Source organism: Collimonas sp. OK412, from assembly GCF_900112135.1.
In the GTDB taxonomy this organism is placed as follows: domain Bacteria; phylum Pseudomonadota; class Gammaproteobacteria; order Burkholderiales; family Burkholderiaceae_D; genus Collimonas; species Collimonas rhizosphaerae.
In genome coordinates, this window is record NZ_FOLC01000015.1 from 62,902 (window position 1) to 80,007 (window position 17,106).

14 protein-coding genes are annotated in these 17,106 nt (G+C 62.0%); 5 read left to right on the forward strand and 9 right to left on the reverse strand.

The genetic code is table 11. The features are described 5' to 3' along the window. Positions 1–27 precede the first annotated feature (27 nt). Complete coding sequence (locus tag BM062_RS16225) at positions 28–6,537, reverse strand: two-partner secretion domain-containing protein (protein WP_092398668.1); 6,510 nt, start codon at positions 6,535–6,537, stop codon at positions 28–30. A gap of 579 nt (positions 6,538–7,116) precedes the next feature. Here BM062_RS16225 and BM062_RS16230 point away from each other — a divergent pair. From BM062_RS16230 to BM062_RS16240, 3 genes are all read left to right on the forward strand, one after another. Continuing rightward, positions 7,117–7,707, forward strand: coding sequence for a phage tail protein (locus BM062_RS16230; RefSeq protein ID WP_092398670.1), 591 nt, complete (start codon positions 7,117–7,119; stop codon positions 7,705–7,707). A gap of 80 nt (positions 7,708–7,787) precedes the next feature. After that, positions 7,788–8,381, forward strand: coding sequence for a phage tail protein (locus BM062_RS16235; RefSeq protein WP_092398672.1), 594 nt, complete (start codon positions 7,788–7,790; stop codon positions 8,379–8,381). A gap of 77 nt (positions 8,382–8,458) precedes the next feature. Continuing rightward, positions 8,459–8,779: a DUF6916 family protein gene (locus BM062_RS16240; protein ID WP_092398674.1), complete on the forward strand. Its 321-nt coding sequence runs from the start codon at positions 8,459–8,461 to the stop codon at positions 8,777–8,779. Between the two features lie 6 nt (positions 8,780–8,785). Here the strand turns inward: BM062_RS16240 and BM062_RS16245 are convergent, their stop codons facing one another. Next, positions 8,786–9,286: a GNAT family N-acetyltransferase gene (locus tag BM062_RS16245; RefSeq protein WP_092398676.1), complete on the reverse strand. Its 501-nt coding sequence runs from the start codon at positions 9,284–9,286 to the stop codon at positions 8,786–8,788. A gap of 216 nt (positions 9,287–9,502) precedes the next feature. On the opposite strand from BM062_RS16245, the gene BM062_RS16250 reads away from it, so the two are divergent. Continuing rightward, entirely contained in the window at positions 9,503–10,201 is a 699-nt protein-coding gene (locus BM062_RS16250; protein ID WP_092398678.1) for an aspartyl/asparaginyl beta-hydroxylase domain-containing protein, read from the forward strand. A 247-nt stretch (positions 10,202–10,448) separates the two neighbouring features. Next, entirely contained in the window at positions 10,449–11,195 is a 747-nt protein-coding gene (locus tag BM062_RS16255; protein WP_139220076.1) for a sulfotransferase family protein, read from the forward strand. Between the two features lie 85 nt (positions 11,196–11,280). Here BM062_RS16255 and BM062_RS16260 read toward each other — a convergent pair whose 3' ends face one another. The 7 genes from BM062_RS16260 to BM062_RS16290 all read right to left on the reverse strand — a co-directional run bounded on the left by BM062_RS16260 (position 11,281) and on the right by BM062_RS16290 (position 17,016). Then, positions 11,281–12,234: a cupin-like domain-containing protein gene (locus BM062_RS16260; protein ID WP_092398682.1), complete on the reverse strand. Its 954-nt coding sequence runs from the start codon at positions 12,232–12,234 to the stop codon at positions 11,281–11,283. A 19-nt stretch (positions 12,235–12,253) separates the two neighbouring features. Continuing rightward, positions 12,254–12,556 (reverse strand): hypothetical protein, encoded by a 303-nt coding sequence (locus BM062_RS16265; protein WP_092398684.1) that lies wholly within the window; start codon positions 12,554–12,556, stop codon positions 12,254–12,256. A 2-nt stretch (positions 12,557–12,558) separates the two neighbouring features. Further along, complete coding sequence (locus BM062_RS16270) at positions 12,559–12,885, reverse strand: YbjQ family protein (RefSeq protein WP_092398686.1); 327 nt, start codon at positions 12,883–12,885, stop codon at positions 12,559–12,561. 77 nt (positions 12,886–12,962) lie between these two features. After that, complete coding sequence (locus tag BM062_RS16275; RefSeq protein WP_092398688.1) at positions 12,963–13,988, reverse strand: NADP-dependent oxidoreductase; 1,026 nt, start codon at positions 13,986–13,988, stop codon at positions 12,963–12,965. Between the two features lie 88 nt (positions 13,989–14,076). Next, complete coding sequence (leuD, locus tag BM062_RS16280; protein WP_092398690.1) at positions 14,077–14,691, reverse strand: 3-isopropylmalate dehydratase small subunit; 615 nt, start codon at positions 14,689–14,691, stop codon at positions 14,077–14,079. Then, positions 14,684–16,120 carry a 3-isopropylmalate dehydratase large subunit gene (leuC, locus tag BM062_RS16285; RefSeq protein ID WP_371326596.1) on the reverse strand — a complete coding sequence of 479 codons (1,437 nt, stop codon included), beginning with the start codon at positions 16,118–16,120 and terminating at the stop codon, positions 14,684–14,686. Before leuC ends, leuD begins: the two co-directional genes overlap by 8 nt. A 17-nt stretch (positions 16,121–16,137) precedes the next feature. Continuing rightward, positions 16,138–17,016, reverse strand: coding sequence for an alpha/beta fold hydrolase (locus BM062_RS16290; RefSeq protein ID WP_092398692.1), 879 nt, complete (start codon positions 17,014–17,016; stop codon positions 16,138–16,140). Positions 17,017–17,106: the final 90 nt, after the last annotated feature.

Consider the following 17,106-nt stretch of genomic DNA (forward strand, 5'->3'; position numbering starts at 1 on the left):
CTACCGTTATTTTTCATTGAGGCTCGCTTATTCATCCGTGCTCACAATATTGTCCGGCAGCTTGACTCCGCCGCCCGTGATCTTCACTTCCACACCGTTCATGCCATCGCCGATTTTATTGTTCGGCGGCTGGACATTGAACTGCACCAGGTCGAGCGCCGCCAGGTTGATGCCCGCGTGCGGGGTGGCAAAAACCGAATCCAGCGCGGTGATCACGTTCTGCACCGAGACGGGGGCCGACCCCGGTTTCAAGGTCAACGCGGTAGCGTTGCCTGCCGCTTGCACGAACACATAGTTCATCGCGCTCAGGCCGCCGCCGTCAATCGCATACAGTCCCGGCAGGCTGGTCGGCTGGACGTTGCTGGTCCAGGTCAGGCTGCCGGCCGTAGCACTGTCCAGCGTATCGCCTCCCACCAGGCCGCTCAAGGTACCGCTCAGGCCGGCCGGCGTTTGCCCGGCAATGGCGCTTGCCGGGACGGCATTATAGGTAAGCGTCGCCGGCGTAATACTGGCGCTGGTCGTGGCCGTGCTGCTCACTATATAGTTGCCGGCATCGGCGCCGCTTGCGCTGATGCCCGCTACTGTCACGGTCTTGCCGGCGCCGGCATTCTTGTCGGCAAAGTTGGCAGAGGTATCGCTGAACGTCAGCGCATCGCCGGCCAGTCCGCCGCTGAGCGTCACCGCGGCCGTCGTATTGCCGTCATAGGTTTTATTGGCGCCGATGGCGGCAACGGTGATGGCCAGCGGCGTGATATCGGCAGTGGTCGATGCGGTGGCGTTGCTGACCAGGTAGTTGCCGGCATCCGCCCCGCCGGCGCTGATGCCAGAAACGGTAACCGTCTTGCCCGTGCCTGCATTCTTGTCGCCAAAAGTTGCCGAGGTATCGCTGAATGTCACCTTGTCGCCGCCTATCAGGCCGCTGCCGGCCAATATCGCCGAACCGGAAGTCGTTGCGTCATAGACCTTGCTGACGCCGCTGGCGGTGACCGTGACCGACTGCCGGCTGACCGTATAGTCGCCGCTAATGCTGCCCAATATGTAGTTGCCTGCATCGGCGCCGCTCAAGGCGCCATTTGCCGATTCGATGCCGATGTGGGTGCCGGCAATCAGGTGGCCGCTGCTGCTGGTCAGCCCAGTCGTGTTCACCGAAACGCCGGGGGCGTTGACAAGATCTCCCGAGATGACATTCGATATGCTGATTGCGCCGGGCGTCAGCGCTGCGCCGTAGGTCGAGCTGCCCGTCGCTATCGAACCGCTCAAGGCCAGTTGGCTGACGGTGTAGTCGCCGGTGGCGCCGGCAAAGGTGTAGTTGCCGGCATCCGCTCCGCCCAGGGCCGTGCCCACCGATTCGATGCCCGTGTGGGTACCGGCAATCAGGTGGCCGCTGCTGCTGGTCAGGCCGGTCGTATTCACGGTGACGGCGCCCGGCGTGACCAGGTCGCCGCTCACGGTGTTGGTGAAATTCACCGCGCCCGGCGCCAGGGTCGAGCCGTAGGTCGAGCTGCCTGCGCCAACCGTGGCGTTCAACGCCAATTGGTTGACGGTGTAGTTGCCCGTGACCCCGCTGAAGGTGTAGTTGCCGGCATCTGCCCCGCTCAGCGCACTGACCGTTTCAATGCCGTTATGCGTGCCGGCAATCAGATGGCCGCTGCTGCTGGTAAGACCCGTGGTGTTGACGCCAACCGTGGCCGTCCCCAGCACATCGCCTGAGACCGCATTGGTGAAGTTCGCCGCACCCGGCACCAGGGCCGCACCGTAGGTCGAGCTGCCCGTCGCAACCGTGCCGGTCAGGACCAGCTGGCTGACGGTGTAATCGCCCGTGGCGCCGGCAAAGGTGTAGTTGCCAGCGTCCGCCCCGCCCAAGGCCGTACCCACCGATTCGATGCCGGTGTGGGTGCCGGCAATCAGGTGGCCGCTGCTGCTGGTCAGGCCGGTCGTATTCACCGTGACGGCGCCCGGCGTGACCAGGTCGCCGCTCACGGCGTTGGTGAAATTCACCGCGCCCGGGACCAGCACCGAACCGTAGACTGAGCTGCCCGCCGCAACCGTGCCGCTCAAGGCCAGCTGGCTGACGATATAGTCGCCGGTTGGTCCGGTAAACGTGTAATTGCCCGCATCGCCCCCGCTCAGCGCGCTGACCGATTCAATGCCGGTGTGGGTGCCGGCGATCAAGTGCCCGCTGCTGCTGGTAAGCCCAGTCGTGTTGACCGCGACCGTGGCCGTACCCAGCACATCGCCTGAGACCGCATTGGTGAAGTTCGCCGCACCTGGCGTCAGCACCGAACCATAGGTCGAACTGCCAGTCCCGATGCTGCCGGTCAATGCCAACGGACTCACGGTGTAGTTGCCCGTGACCCCGCTGAAGGTGTAGTTGCCGGCATCGGCCCCGCTCAAGGCGCTGACCGTTTCAATGCCGTTATGCGTGCCCGCAATCAGGTGTCCGCTGCTGCTGGTCAGGCCGGTGGTATTGACGCCAACCGTGGCCGTACCCAGCGCATCGCCTGACACCGCATTGGTGAAATTCACCGCGCCCGGGACCAGGACCGCACCGTAGGTCGAGCTGCCCGTCGCAACCGTGCCGGTCAGGGCCAGCTGGCTGACGGTGTAATCGCCCGTGGCGCCGGCAAAGGTGTAGTTGCCGGCGTCCGCTCCGCCCAGGGCCGTGCCCACCGATTCGATACCGGTATGGGTACCGGCTATCAGGTGGCCGCTGCTGCTGGTCAGGCCGGTGGTATTGACGCCAACCGTCGCCGTGCCCAGCGCATCGCCTGACACCGCATTGGTGAAGTTCGCAGCACCCGGCGCCAGCACCGAACCGTAAGTCGAGCTGCCCGTCCCTATCGAACCGGTCAAGGCCAGCGGCGTAACGGTGTAATTGCCAATGGCGCCGGCAAAGGTGTAGTTGCCGGCGTCCGCTCCGCCCAGGGCCGTGCCCACCGATTCGATACCCGTGTGGGTACCGGCAATCAAGTGGCCGCTGCTGCTGGTCAGGCCGGTCGTATTCACGGTGACTGCGCCCGGCGTTACCAGGTCGCCGCTCACGGTATTAGTGAAATTCACCGCGCCCGGCGCCAGCACCGAACCGTAAGTCGAGCTGCCTGCGCCAACCGTGGCGTTCAACGCCAATTGGTTGACGGTGTAGTTGCCCGTGACGCCGCTGAATGTGTAGTTGCCGGCATCGGCCCCGCTCAAGGCGCTGACCGTTTCGATACCGGTATGCGTGCCGGCAACCAGGTGGCCGCTGCTGCTGGTCAAGCCGGTGGTATTGACGCCAACCGTCGCCGTGCCCAGCGCATCGCCTGACACCGCATTGGTGAAGTTCGCAGCACCCGGCGCCAGCACCGAACCGTAAGTCGAGCTGCCCGTCCCTATCGAACCGGTCAAGGCCAGCGGCGTAACGGTGTAATTGCCAATGGCGCCGGCAAAGGTGTAATTGCCCGCATCGGCGCCGCTCAGCGTACCGCTCACCGACTCGATGCCGTTATGCGTACCGGCCGTCAAGTGGCCGCTGCCGCTGGTCAGGCCCGCCGTATTGACGGCCACAGGCGCAGCCGTGACGGTATGGCCAGCGACCATATTGGTGAAACTCACCGTGCCGGGCACCAGGGCCGAACCATAGACGGAGCTGCCGGCGCTGATGCTGCCGGTCAGCGCCAGCGGATTGATGGTCAATGCGCCGTTAACGAAAGTGATGAGGTAACCCTGCTGGCCGGTGGAGGAAAGACCCGACGCGATGATCGTGTAAGTGCCGGCGTTGACCGCCGTTTGCGACGTTCCGCCGTAGCTTAAGCTGCCTGCCAGGCCGCTCGGCATGGCCGAATATCGATAGCCATTGAGGCCGGTGTAAGTCACGCCATTGTTGCTGGCATAGGCCGCGCCGTTGAAAGTGCTGCTGGCATTGTTGGCTGTGACGGTCAGCGCCGTCATGCCGGAAAGTAATAGCGGATAGCCGCCGGACATTATCCAGGTGCCGCTGAAGTCCCATGCGGGATTCAGATTGCCGTTGGCGGCGGTGCTCGATGTAAAATTGGCCTGGTTCTGCATGTTGGCAGTGGTCATGCCGGTGCCGCCGGCGGACGTAGCCTGGCCGGAGCTTGTCTTGTCCCAGAAACTGCCGGTGACGGCGCCGGTGCTATTGCCAATCAAGCCGCCAACCAGGGTCGAGCCGGCTCCCGCGCTTACGCTGCCCGTCGAAAAGCTGTTGGTGACTGTTCCACCGCCGCCGAAGCCATCGTTATTGCCCACCAAGCCGCCGACAAAGCTAGCGCCGGCCGTGCCCGTGACACTGCCTGTGGCATAGCTGTTGTCGATCGCAGGAGTCCCGCCCGTATTGCCGTAATTGTGGCCAACCAGGCCGCCGACAGCGCTGGTGCCGGAGACGTTGCCGGTCGCATAACTGTTGGTCACCCTGGCCGAGCCGGTAAAACCATAATTGGAACCGAGCAAGCCGCCTACATATGACGCGCCGCTCACAGAGCCGGTGGCATAGCTGTTGGTAATTAATGCGGTGATGCCGACCGCACCGTAGGCATAGCCAACCAATCCGCCGACACTGCTGCTGCCGATCACATTCCCCGTTGCGTAGCTATAGCTGACCGTACCCCCTTGCAAAGCACCAAGCAACCCGCCGACGCCAAGGCCGCTCGCGCCACCATTCACCGTGCCGGTAGCATAGCTTCTGGTAATCGTGCCGCCCTGCTGGTTCCATCCCACCAAGCCGCCGATGTAATCGGAGGCGCCGCTGGCGCTCACGCTGCCGGTCGAGTAACTGTTGCTTATGGGGCCGCTGTTGTAACCCACCAGCTGGCCGGTATAGTTCGAACCGGTGACGGAAACGCTCCCCCCCACCAAACCGACGTTGCGCACCACGCCGCTCGATTCTCCAAACAATCCGCGACCCGAGCTGCTTGCGCTCGGGGTGATCGCGAGGCCGTTGATGGTGTGGCCCAGGCCGTCGAATGCTCCCGTAAAGAATGTGGCGCCTGTGCCTACCGGCGTGAAGCCCGCGCCGCTGTTCCAGGCGGAAGTGGCGACAGCGCTGATGTCGCTGCCGAGCGCATAGTAGCCCGCGAGATTTCCCACCATTCCCTGCAGGCTGCCGTCGCCGCTGCTGGCGGCCGTGCCCAGGGAGTTGATGACCGTATAGACATGGTTGTTCATCGTCAGCACGCCGCTGCCGCTGAAATTGACGCGGCCGTTGAACCCGCTGCTGCCCAAGGCGACATTGACATGGCCGCTGCCAGGCTCCAGGTCCAAGCTGGCGGACCCGCTGGCCGTCATCGTGGCGTTGATGTTCACATCGTTGCTAGCGTTCAGGGTCAGCTTGTGGCCGTTCCAGCTGACCGTATCGTCGACGTTGATATTGCCGCTGGTGCCGCTGGCGCCGCTGGCCGAAGAAATTGTCACATTGCCCGAGCTTAATGACGCGTTAAGCGCGGCGCCGGTCAGGTCGCCGTTGCTAGGCGCGATCGTGAAATCCGTCGGATCGATCAGCCAGGTGCCTGCCAGGCCCAGCGCCGCGGCCGTGGTGATCCTGGCGCTATTCGCCACCTTGACGTTTGCTGCGCTGGTCTCAATGAAACCGCCATTGCCGCCGCCAGGCGCACTGGCGTCAAGCGTGCCGCCGACGTTGACGGTGCCTGCCGCCATGCCGCCCAGCAGGGTAATCGTGCCGCCCTGGTTTTCCACCGTGCGCGCTTCAATCACGCCGGTGTTGTTGACGACGCTGGCCAGCAACGCATCCTTGGCCCCGGCGCTCATGATCACGCGGCCGCCGTCGGCCTGGATCAGTCCGCCGTTTTCTGCCGCGCTGTTCAGCACGCTCTGGTCGACCTGCAGCTGCAGCAGGCTGTTGCCGCTGAACGTGAGGGTGACAGCATTGCCGGCGCCGAGCGCCACCGCGCCCTGCGGCGCGCTGATCGTGCCCTGGTTGCTGACATGGTTGCCGAGCAAGGCGACGTAGCCGCCGTTGGCCGCCGTGATCGCTCCCTGATTGAGCACGCTGCCAGAGCCGCTGCCGCTGAAAATGCGGGTATTGCCGTTCAGGCTCGCGTCATGCAAATCCAGGGTGGACGCAACCAGGCCGCCGACATTGACCTGGGCGCCGGCGCCGAACAGGATGCCGTTCGGGTTGATCAGGAATACCTGGCCGTTGGCATTCAGGCGGCCGAGGATCTGCGTGCCGTTGGTATCGAATATGCGGTTGACGGCAATCGCGCTGACCGAGGGCTGCACGAAATTCACCGTTTCTTGCGGAGCGATGTTGAAACCGTTCCAGTTCAGGGTAGCGTTCTGGCTGGTCTGGCTGATCGTGGTGGTGGCGCCGGATTGGCGGATAGTGCCGCTGCCGGCGACAACCTGGCCGCCGGTCGGCGCCGCCTGGGCGGCAATCGCCGTCAGCGACAAGGCCGCCGCCACCAGTTTGCGGCGCCCGCCCTTGCCGCGCCCGCGGGTTGTTTCCGCAACTGCAATCCAGCCGTTGGTCACAGTGCTCCAGACCAGGCGATAGATGTGGTTCATAGATCCGTGGCGTTTCATGGAGTGATTTCCTCATTGAACCTGCACTACTCAACCAGGCAACGCGCACGGCTAGCCAAGACCTGGTCGGCCGCCCGCCTGCTCCTCGCTTCAACAAACCGTGCGGCATCGACATCGACGCCGCGTATTCGTCACGCAGAAACTGTGCTTAAGCTGCCCGGCGCCGGAACACAGCGGTACGGCTGAGCAGACTTCAATTAAAAATCGTATTACCGCGACAACGGATTCAAAGGACTGTGACTGGCGCAAGGCGCGCCAAAATGAAAGTTAACATACAGATAATGTCAACCTGGGGGACATAGCTGGTTTCCCTACCCAGCTTTCTTTTAAGAAATATATTACACCAAGTCAATGTGTTACACGCAAGCCAATTGTTAATCTTAATTGTATCTCACTGTATCCGTGCGATTCTGGCCTCAGTTGATTGTCCACAAGACTCTTGCTACGACATTTTTCAAGCAAGTATTGCTGAATCCTATTGCCGAATCCGGGTTTTCCTGTTCAACTTCGGCTTGCTGGAAGTTAACATTCAGCAACCTTGATCCATATCAAAACAGGCTACTCAACGAAGGAAATGCGATGAACATATTTCTCGGTAGCATCATGACTTTCGGTTTTCAATTCAATCCCAGCGGCTGGCAGCAATGTAACGGCCAAACGCTCGGCATCGATCAATATTCGGCCTTGTTCGCCTTGCTAGGCACCAACTTTGGCGGCGACGGCGTGCAAACCTTTCAACTGCCGAACCTGCAAGGACGAATGCCGCTTTGCCAAGGCAACGGCGCCACGCTGAGCCCGCGTGTGATCGGCGAGTTTTCCGGCACCGAAAGCATCTCGATCGGCATCAGCAACCTGCCGTCCCACACCCATACCGCCACCTTTACACCTGCCGGCAGCAGCGGCTACACGGTGTCAGGCAACACCACCGGCAACCTGCTGGCGCCCACCGCGACCAACAACATCCCGTCGGGATCGCCCGCCGGCACCTCGGCCGGGGCGATCTGGGGCTCGACCGCGCCCACCATCCCCTTGGGCGGCGCCGGCGGCGGCTCCGGAGCTACGGTGAGCAACGCCCTCACGGGCAACAGCCAAGCAGTGGGAAGCATGAATCCCTACCTGGCGCTGAACTTCAGCATCGCCTTGGCGGGTATTTTTCCTTCGCGCAATTAAGCATTACCGCAGTAAAGCCAGCCGGCCTCGAATAGCAAAAACACCGGTCTTAAACCGCAGCAATGACAAGGGAGATTTCCATGGAAGTGTTTCTCGGCAGCATAATGACTTTCGGTTTTCAGTTTAATCCTAACGGCTGGCAGCAATGCAACGGCCAGACGCTCGCCATTCAGCAATATGCAGCCTTGTTCTCGCTGCTGGGCACCACCTACGGCGGCAACGGCACGACATCCTTCCAGCTGCCGAATCTGCAAGGACGGGTGCCGATCGGCCAAGGCAACGGCATCGGCTTGACGCCGCGCGTACTCGGCGAAGCGGCCGGCACTGAAAACATCTCGATCACCATCAACAATATGCCGTCCCATACCCATGTCGCCACCTTTACGCCGTCGGGCGGCGGCAGCGGCTACATGGTATCGAGCAATACCACCGGCAACCAGCTGGTGCCGAGCGCGACCAACAACATCTTGTCCGGATCGCCTGCGGGCCCGCAAGGCGCGGCGATCTGGGGCTCGGCGGCCGGGACCATTCCTTTGGGCGGCAGCAGCGGCAGCGCCGGCGGCACCGTCACCAATGCACTCACCGGCAACAACATACCTGTGGGCAGCATGAACCCTTACCTGGCGCTGAACTTCAGCATCGCGCTGGTGGGTATTTTCCCGTCCCGTAATTAGCGGACAGCAATAGCGGGCAGGCCGGCTAGCGGCCTGCCCGCTGCCGTTTTTCATTGCCGATAGATAGATTGAATCCGATGCTAGAACTCGTTGACGCCGCTTATTTCACTCCCTCGACCGGACAGGTCTGCGCGCTGCAGCTGCCGGACGGCAGCGCCTTGCCGGTGCTGGTCGACAGCGTGAATGTGAAAGCGCAATACCGCAACCCGTATGCGCCGGAACAGCAGCGCCTGCCGTTCATCGTCACGCTGACTGCGCAGCAAGCCACCGATTTTCTCGAAGGCCCGTGTGCGATCGATTTGCCGCAACGCCAGCGCCTGGAAGGCGTTTACGTATCGCGCCTGGCGCCGCTCGGACGCGATCCGGCCGGCGCCTATTTCCAGGTGGTGTTCAGCTAAAGGGATTCAAGGCTGGCGCGGATACCACACCATGCGATCGGCCATCAATTGCGATTCCTCCACCTGGAATCCGAGTTCCAGGTAGATGCGCTTGGCGCCGCGATTGTTGTGCCAGACCACCACCGTAACCGGGCACTGTACATTGCCGGCGGCTTGCAGCACGCCGCGCAGGACTGCCTTGCCGTAGCCGAAGCCGCGGGCGGCGGCAATGAAAGCAAGGTAAATAACGCGCACTTCATTGTGGCCGAAATCCACCACCAAGGCGCCGACGGCGGCCTGGGTTTTCTCGATGACGAAATGCATGGCGTTTGGATACTCTTCTCCGGTGCCCTGCGCATGTACGGCATATTGCTGGGCGACCACCGTTTCGATGAATTCGGGTTCGCCGTCGATCAACTGCAGATCCGGACGGGCGGAACGATACAGAGTTGCCAGAAAGGGCTGGTCGCCGGTGGCCGCAGGCCGCAGCGAAATGCCGGCCGGCATGGCAAAGGAAGAAGTGAGCATGCTGAATTTTCTGAGGAATTGAAGTAAATACGGTGGCCGTCAATACGGTGGCCGTCACTACGGCTGACATCCATTGCTGGAGCAAGCTTATAACAGAAGCCGCCTTGACGGCTGGAGTTGCCTCAAATAAAGTACTCCGGCGCAAGATTTTACCCGCGCTGCCGCCAGGCTGAGAAGCGCTGCAACCGACATATCAATTGGATTGAAGGTAGCCGAATGAACCGATGCCTCAAGTTGCCGCTGCTGTTTGATCCTGATGCGCTGCTGAAGGATTTGCGCGCTTGCGAAGCCATGGAATGGCCGCCGCATTTCCATACCGAAGACTATGACGGCCTATGGTCGGGCCTGGCGCTGCGCTCGGCATCCGGCAAGGCGGACGATATCTATTCCCACCCAGGCAGCGCCACCCGCCTGGATACGCCTTTGCTCGGCCTATGCCCCTATATCGCCGGCATCTTCAACACCTTCGAATGCGAGATAGAGTCGGCCAGGCTGCTGCGCCTGGCGCCCGGCGCGCTCATCAAGGAACATCGGGACCTGCATACCGGATATCAGTTTGATGTCTTTCGCGTCCACATCCCGATCGAGACCAGCAGGCAAGTGCGATTCCTGCTTGGGGGACAAGCCTTGGACATGCGCGCAGGCGAGTGCTGGTATGCCGATTTCAGCCTGCCTCACAGTGTCGAGAATTGCGGGGACAGCGCGCGCACCAACCTGATCCTGGACTGCAAAAGGAATGACTGGTCGGACCAGCTGTTCCGCCAGGCCGGCTACGATTTCGAGGCAGAGGCGCGCAGCCGCAGGCTTGACAGTGCAACCCGCGCCATGGTCATCGCGCGCCTGTCCGCGATGAAAAGCGAGACCGCGGAACGCTTGATCAAGCAGCTGGAAGCCGAGGCAGATAGCGATGAATAGCGCAATACAGCAAGAGATGCGGCAAGCCGATGCGGCTGTCGTGGCCGAGGAATGGATACCCTACAAGGTGCTGCGGCAAGAACAGCAATGGCGTTGCCTGTGGCTCGACCTCGCGGGCAAGCGCATTTCCGAGCCGTTTTTCTCCGACACGATTTTACGCTGCAAAGCCGGTGCCCCAATCAGCCGGCGCTTTGCCAGCATCAGTTCCCTGGAATACCTGACGGCATGCGCAGCGGCAGCGGCCGACGTGGTCGCGCCAAGCGCATTTATTTTCCATGTTTCGCGCTGCGGCTCAACCCTGGTTTCGCAACTGCTCGGATTGAGCGAAAAAAATATCACCCTGTCTGAAGTGCCTCTGATCGATGAACTGCTGCGCGCGTCCCGCCAGCAGCCGGATCCCTCTGAAACGGAAGCTGCGCTGAAAGCCGGCATTTCTTTACTGGGCCGGCGCAGGTTCGGACAGGAAAAGCATTTGTTCATCAAGCTCGACAGCTGGCATGTCTTTTTTGCCGGCACGCTGAGAAGGCTTTACCCAGGGGTTCCGTTCGTACTGTTGTACCGCAGCCCGGACGAAGTGGTTTTTTCACATCAGAAGCGGCGCGGCATGCAGGCCGTGCCAGGGCTGCTTGAACCGGAACTGTTCGGCATGTCACACGCGGAATCGACAAGTTACGATGGCGACCGCTATATCGCCAAGGTGCTGGAATATTATTATTCGCAATTCTTGCTCATCGCCCAAAATGACGATCGCGCAATCCTGCTGGACTACCGGCAAGGCGGTATCGACATCGTGCGCCGGCTGGCCAGGTTTGCGGGCATGGCCCTGGATGAGGCAGAAATTGCGGAAATGGCAGTGCGTTCGCGCTTTCATGCAAAATATCCGGAACAGGGATTTGCAGAGGAAAAGAAAGAATCTTGCGTGTCTGCATATCTTCAGCCGGCACAGGCAATGTATGCCCGCCTTGAGCAACTGCGGGCAAGACTCTCCCGCTGATACACAACCGCCATTTCAGCAAATATGCCGCATCAAGCAGGGAATGGTTCATGCCACGCCGGCAGTCCATCGCAAGCGGCGTCAGCTACGTAATATGCTTGTGGCAGATGCAATGCCCCCAGCGGTACAGGTGCATATTGTGCAGCAGGTCCTTGGTTGCCGTCGGCACGCCGCTCAGAAGGATTTCCTTGGCGGTCAGGCCGAATACCGCCAGGCTGATCGACGGCGCCAGCGACACCACCGCGTGCCAGGTCCGTTTCGGTATGAACAGCGCGTCGCCCTGCTCCACCCGCGCGTACAAGCCTTTGGCCTGTTCCAGCTCGCGCAGCTGTTCCAGGTTCTTGTCGAAATGCGCGATGTTGATCGAACTCAGGGTGGCGCCCCAGTCGTATTTTTTCGACGGCCGCATGAACGCTTCTTCCGACGGCGGGAACATGACAAATTCCTTGATCCCGCGCGCCTGGCAAAACCAGTTGTTGGGCACATCGCGATGCAGTCCGGTGTGGGTGTTGGCCGGTCCCATGAATACCGATTCCCAGGTCCAGCGCCAGCCCGGCCACAGGCTGCGGATATCGAAATCGCTGCGCAGCTGCGGGAAATCCTCCAGGATGCTCCATTGCGCCAGGTAGTTCCGATGCGGGGTGAACGATTGCATGTGCGCCCAGTTGAGGTGGAACTCCTCGCCCGGCGGCAACTGCAGGCGCCGCCGGTTCGGCAGCAGGCCGGCTTCGTCGCTGACCGGCACGGTCGCCAGCGCGGCAAGTTCACGCAGGTACGGCGCAATCGGCAGCAGCGGACGCTCCTGCGTTTCGCCCTGTTCGACCAGGCCGTTCTGGAATTTCCTGGTCGGCTCCGAGCCGTCCTTGTTGCGCAACTGCGCCATCTTTTCAAAAGACCAGTTTTCCTGCGCCGGCCAGTTACGCAACGCGCCCTTCACCAGCAAGGGCCGGGTCCGTTCGCCGAAGCCGCCCTCCTGCGCCAGTTGCAATGCGTCGATTTCTTCCACCAGCTTAAATGCGGGACCTAAAATTTGTGTCATATCCTGATTACCTGCGATGTCAAGGGAGCCGGCTGTCGTTTTCACTGACGGGGACGTAACGCCGCTCACCACTGTCGGGGCTGTACCATACGCTCATCACGCGGCCCGATTCAGGATCGACAAAACGCTCCCCGGTTTCCTGCCAAGGGCCGTCGTCCGGTTTGGGCGCGTGCGCATAGCGCCAGCGTTCCAGCAATACTGCCGCCGCCAGCAGCAAGCCCCAAAAGGCGAACGGCCAGGCGCCGTCGGCGCCGGCAATGACGCCGACCAGGCCGGCCAGCGCCAGCAGCACCGCAAAACCAAGCAGCAGCAGGCGCAACATGGTCAGGCCACAACCGGCTCGACCACCACCGCCGTGCCATATGCCACGATCTCGCTCATGGTCTGTCCCATTTCCGAGGAATCGAAGCGCATCATCACAACTGCGTTGCCGCCCATGCGATGGGCGTTCTTGACCATGCGGTCGACTGCATGGCGGCGCGCTTCCTCAAGCAGCTGCGTATATTCGGTGATTTCGCCGCCGACCAGCGAGCGCAGCCCAGCCATGATGTTGCCCGCCAGGCCGCGGCTGCGCACCACCAGCCCGAACACCTGGCCTTTGACTGCCGTGACCCGGTAACCCGAGATGTTTTCTGTCGTGACCACCAGCATATTTCCCCCATGAAGATTGCCGCAATCCAATTGTAAATCAGCGCGCCCGCTTCACGGGAATTTCCTCGGCCGCCGGCTCAAACCCGCACCAGCAGCTTGCCGATATTCTTCCCCTCGAACAGGCTGTTGAGCGCTTCCGGCAATTGCTCGAAGCCATCGACATAGGTTTCCTGGAAAACAATCTCGCCGCTTTTCACCCATGGCGCCACGATCGCCAGCATTTCATCCATGCGGTGGGCGAAGTCGCGCGCCAGGATGCCCTGGATGGTGGCGCGCTGGAACAGCATGTGCTGCAGGAAGCGCGGACCGAGGTCAGGCGTGTCGAGGCCGCCGTCATACTGGCTGATGGCGCCGCAAATGATGATGCGCGCGCGCCGCTTGATCAGCGGGATGACGGCGTCGGTGATGGCGCCGCCGACGTTGTCAAAATAGATATCGACGCCGCCGGTAGCGGACTGGATTGCCGCGCTCAGCGCCGCCGGCGTGGCATGGGCGCGATAGTCGACCGCGCCGTCAAGCTTCAGCGTTTCGGTAAGGAATCTGCACTTCTCGGGCCCGCCGGCAATCCCGATCACGCGGCAGCCGGCGCGTTTGCCGAACTGCGCCACCAGCGAACCGACCGCGCCGGCAGCCCCGGACACCAGCAAGGTATCGCCGGGCCGAGGCCGTCCGGCTTCGGTCAGTCCGAACCAGGCGGTCCGCCCCGGCATGCCGAGCACGCCCAGCGCGGTGGAAACCGGCGCCGCGGCGGGATCAAGCTTGGTGAGTTCGCTGTGGTGGCAGCGCGCATACAGCTGCCAGCCGCTGTAGGCCGACACCCAGTCGCCGGCCTTGAACAGCGGGCTGGCCGACGCCACCACTTCGCCCACCACGCCGGCGCGCTGGACGATGCCCAGCGGATGCGGCACGTCGTAGGTATTGCGTTCATGCTGCTGGATGCGGATATAAGGATCGACGCTGACGATCCTGGCGCGCAGGATCACTTCATTGGCCGAGAGATTCCCGTCCAGTTCGGTTGCACGCAACTCGTAGTGTTCATTGCTGACGCGTCCATCGGGACGCTTGACGTAAAACCATTGCTGGTTCTGGTATGTGCTTTGCATGTCTGGCGCCTGGTTGCTTTTGGCCTGACAGTGTAGCCAAATTGCAGCGACCGCGCCGGCCACGCCAAAAACCAGGCTTCCGGCGTCGTTATGCGGGCGGCAACACGCGTCCCCAGGGAGCTGCGGCGCAATGCTGCTGCTCGAACATTTCTATGCGCGGCAACAGCTGCAAGGTCGCTCCCACCATATCGAGCCCTTCGACAATCATCTTTTTATGGCGTGCGCCAAGCGAAAAGCCAAACACATGCGAGGCACTGCGGACTTCCATCCTTTCCAGGTCGATGGCCAGGTGCCTGTCGTTCGCCTGGTCCTGCAGCAGCAAGCCGATCTGGTCCGCTTCCAGCACCACCAGCAGCAAACGATTGTTCAAGGCGTTGCTGAAAAATATCTCGCCGAAACTGGAAGCAAGCACCGCCTCGATGCCCAGTTGCTGCAAACCCCATACCGCATGCTCGCGGCTCGAGCCGCAACCGAAATTGGGGCCGCCGACCAGGATATTGGCATGCGCGTACTCGGCGCGGTTGAGCACAAAATCCGGCCTGGGGCTGCCATCGGGATGGAACCGCAAGTCAAACAGCACGCCCTTGTCCAATCCTTCCTTGGTGATGGTGCGCAAGAACTGCTTGGGCATGATCTGGTCGGTATCCAGGTTGTCGATCAGCAGCGGCGCCGCGATGCCTGTTATGTTTGTCTTGTCATGCATGCCGGTTCTCCAGTGTGCGGACATCGCTGATGCATCCGGTGATTGCGGCGGCGGCCGCCATCGCCGGGCTCATCAGGTGGGTGCGCCCGCCGCGGCCCTGGCGGCCTTCGAAATTGCGGTTGGTGGTGGAAGCGCAGCGCTCGCCAGGCGCCAGGACGTCGTCGTTCATCGCCAGGCACATCGAACATCCCGGCTGGCGCCATTCAAACCCGGCGTCGATAAAAATTTTGGCCAGACCTTCCTGCTCCGCCTGGCGCCGCACTGCGCCCGAACCCGGCACCACCATTGCCCGGACCGTTGGCGCAACACGGCGGCCGCTGACTATCGCTGCGGCGCTACGCAAATCTTCGATGCGGCCGTTGGTGCACGATCCGATGAAGACGCGGTCGACCGGCAGGCCAAGCATGGTCTCGCCTGCGGCCAGCCCCATGTATTGCAGCGCCAGCGAAATGGCGGCGCGGGCATGGGCGTCGGCTGCCGCCGCCGGATCGGGTATCGGCGCCGTGACCGCCACCGCCTGGTCAGGACTGGTGCCCCAGGTCACGAACGGCGCCACTTCCGATGCCGAGAACGCATGTTCGATATCGAAGACGGCATCGGCGTCGGAATACAGCTGCTCCCAATCCGCGAGCGCCTGCCTGAATTCCCGCTCGCCAAGGCCGGCTGCTTTCGCCCTGATGTAGTCGAAGGTGGTCTGGTCAGGCCGGATCAGCGCCGCCCTGGCGCCGGCTTCCACCGCCATGTTGCACAAAGTCATGCGGGCCTCTGCCGACAGCGCCGCAATCGTCGATCCTGAAAATTCCACCGCATAGCCGCGTGCGCCCTGCGCGCCGACGCGGGTGATGACCTGCAAGACCAGGTCCTTGACGGAAGTGCCGGCAGGCAGCGCTCCGTCGACCTTGATGCGCATGTCTTGCGCCAGCCGGTAAACCAGGGTTTGCGTCGCCAGGATATGCTCCACCTCGGAAGTGCCGACGCCGAAGCCGAGCGCACCCAGGGCGCCATAGGTGGTAGTGTGGCTGTCGCCGCACAGCACCACCATGCCAGGCCGGATCCAGCCGTGTTCGGGCGCGATGATGTGTTCGATGCCTTGCTCTTCGTGGTTGGCGTCGAACAGCTTGATGCCGAAATCGCGGCAATTGCGCTTCAGGTTGCTGGCCTGCAACGCCGACGGCGGATCGACGATCACGCGCTCGGCGACGCTGACCGGATGGGTCGGAATGATGTGCGACACCACGGCCAGCTGCTGCCCTGGCCGCAGCACCTTGCGGTTTTTCTCGCGCAAGCTGCTGAATGCCTGCGGGCTGGTGTATTCGTTCATGATATGCAGGTCCGCATACAGCAGCACATGCTGCTCGTCGAGCCTGACAACGGTATGCGAATCCACCAGTTTCCTGTGCAGCGTACGCTGCGGGATATTGCCATGCATGGGATAACCTCGGCCGCTCAGGCGCTGAAGAACGGCAGGACTTCGGCCAGCAAGGCGTCAGGCGCTTCTTCTGGAATGTAGTGGCCGCAGGCCAGGGCCTTGCCGCTCAGCTTGCCGGCCAGCTGCCGCCATTCCTGCAAGGGCTGGAAACATTTTTCGATCACGCCTTGGGCGCCCCACAGCACCAGCGTCTGGCACTGTATCTTGCGGCCCTGCGCCAGGTCATGGCGCTCGTGCTCGAGGTCGATGCCGGCGCTGGCGCGATAGTCTTCGCAAATGCCGTGGATGGTGGCCGGGTCGTTGAGGCAGCGCAGGTACTCGGCATAGGCTTGCGGCGTGAACGGCGCCAGGCCGGCGCTGCGGCCGCCTATCGTATGTTTCAGGTATTCCTCGGGATGGGCGCCGATCAGCATTTCCGGGAACGGCGCCGGCCGGATCAGGAAGAACCAATGGTAATAGGCGGTGGCGAACGCCATCGTGGTCTGTTCATACATGGCCAGGGTCGGCGCAATGTCCAGCAGCACCAGTTTGCTGACGGCATGCGGATGATCGAGCGCCATGCGATAAGCCACCCGGCCGCCGCGGTCATGTCCCATCAGCAGGAACTGCGGAAAACCCAGCTGCGCCATCAGGTCGAGCTGGTCCTGCCCCATGGTGCGCTTGGAATAATTACTGTGGTCCGCCAGTCCGGCCGGCTTGCCGCTGTCGCCGTAGCCGCGCAGGTCGGCTGCGACCACGGTGAAGCGTTCGGCCAGGCGCTCGGCCACCTTGTGCCAGATCACATGGGTTTGCGGATGCCCGTGCAGCAATAGCAGCGCGGGGCCGCTGCCGCCACGCAGATATTTGATCCGGGTGCCGTTGACCTCGGCCATGCCGTGCTCGAATCCAGAAAACATTTGCCGCCCTCCACTGTCCTGTCGTTAGGGGGGATTGTATAACTAGCCCATAGTTTTATAATTCATTGATATTAATTCCATTATTTCTTT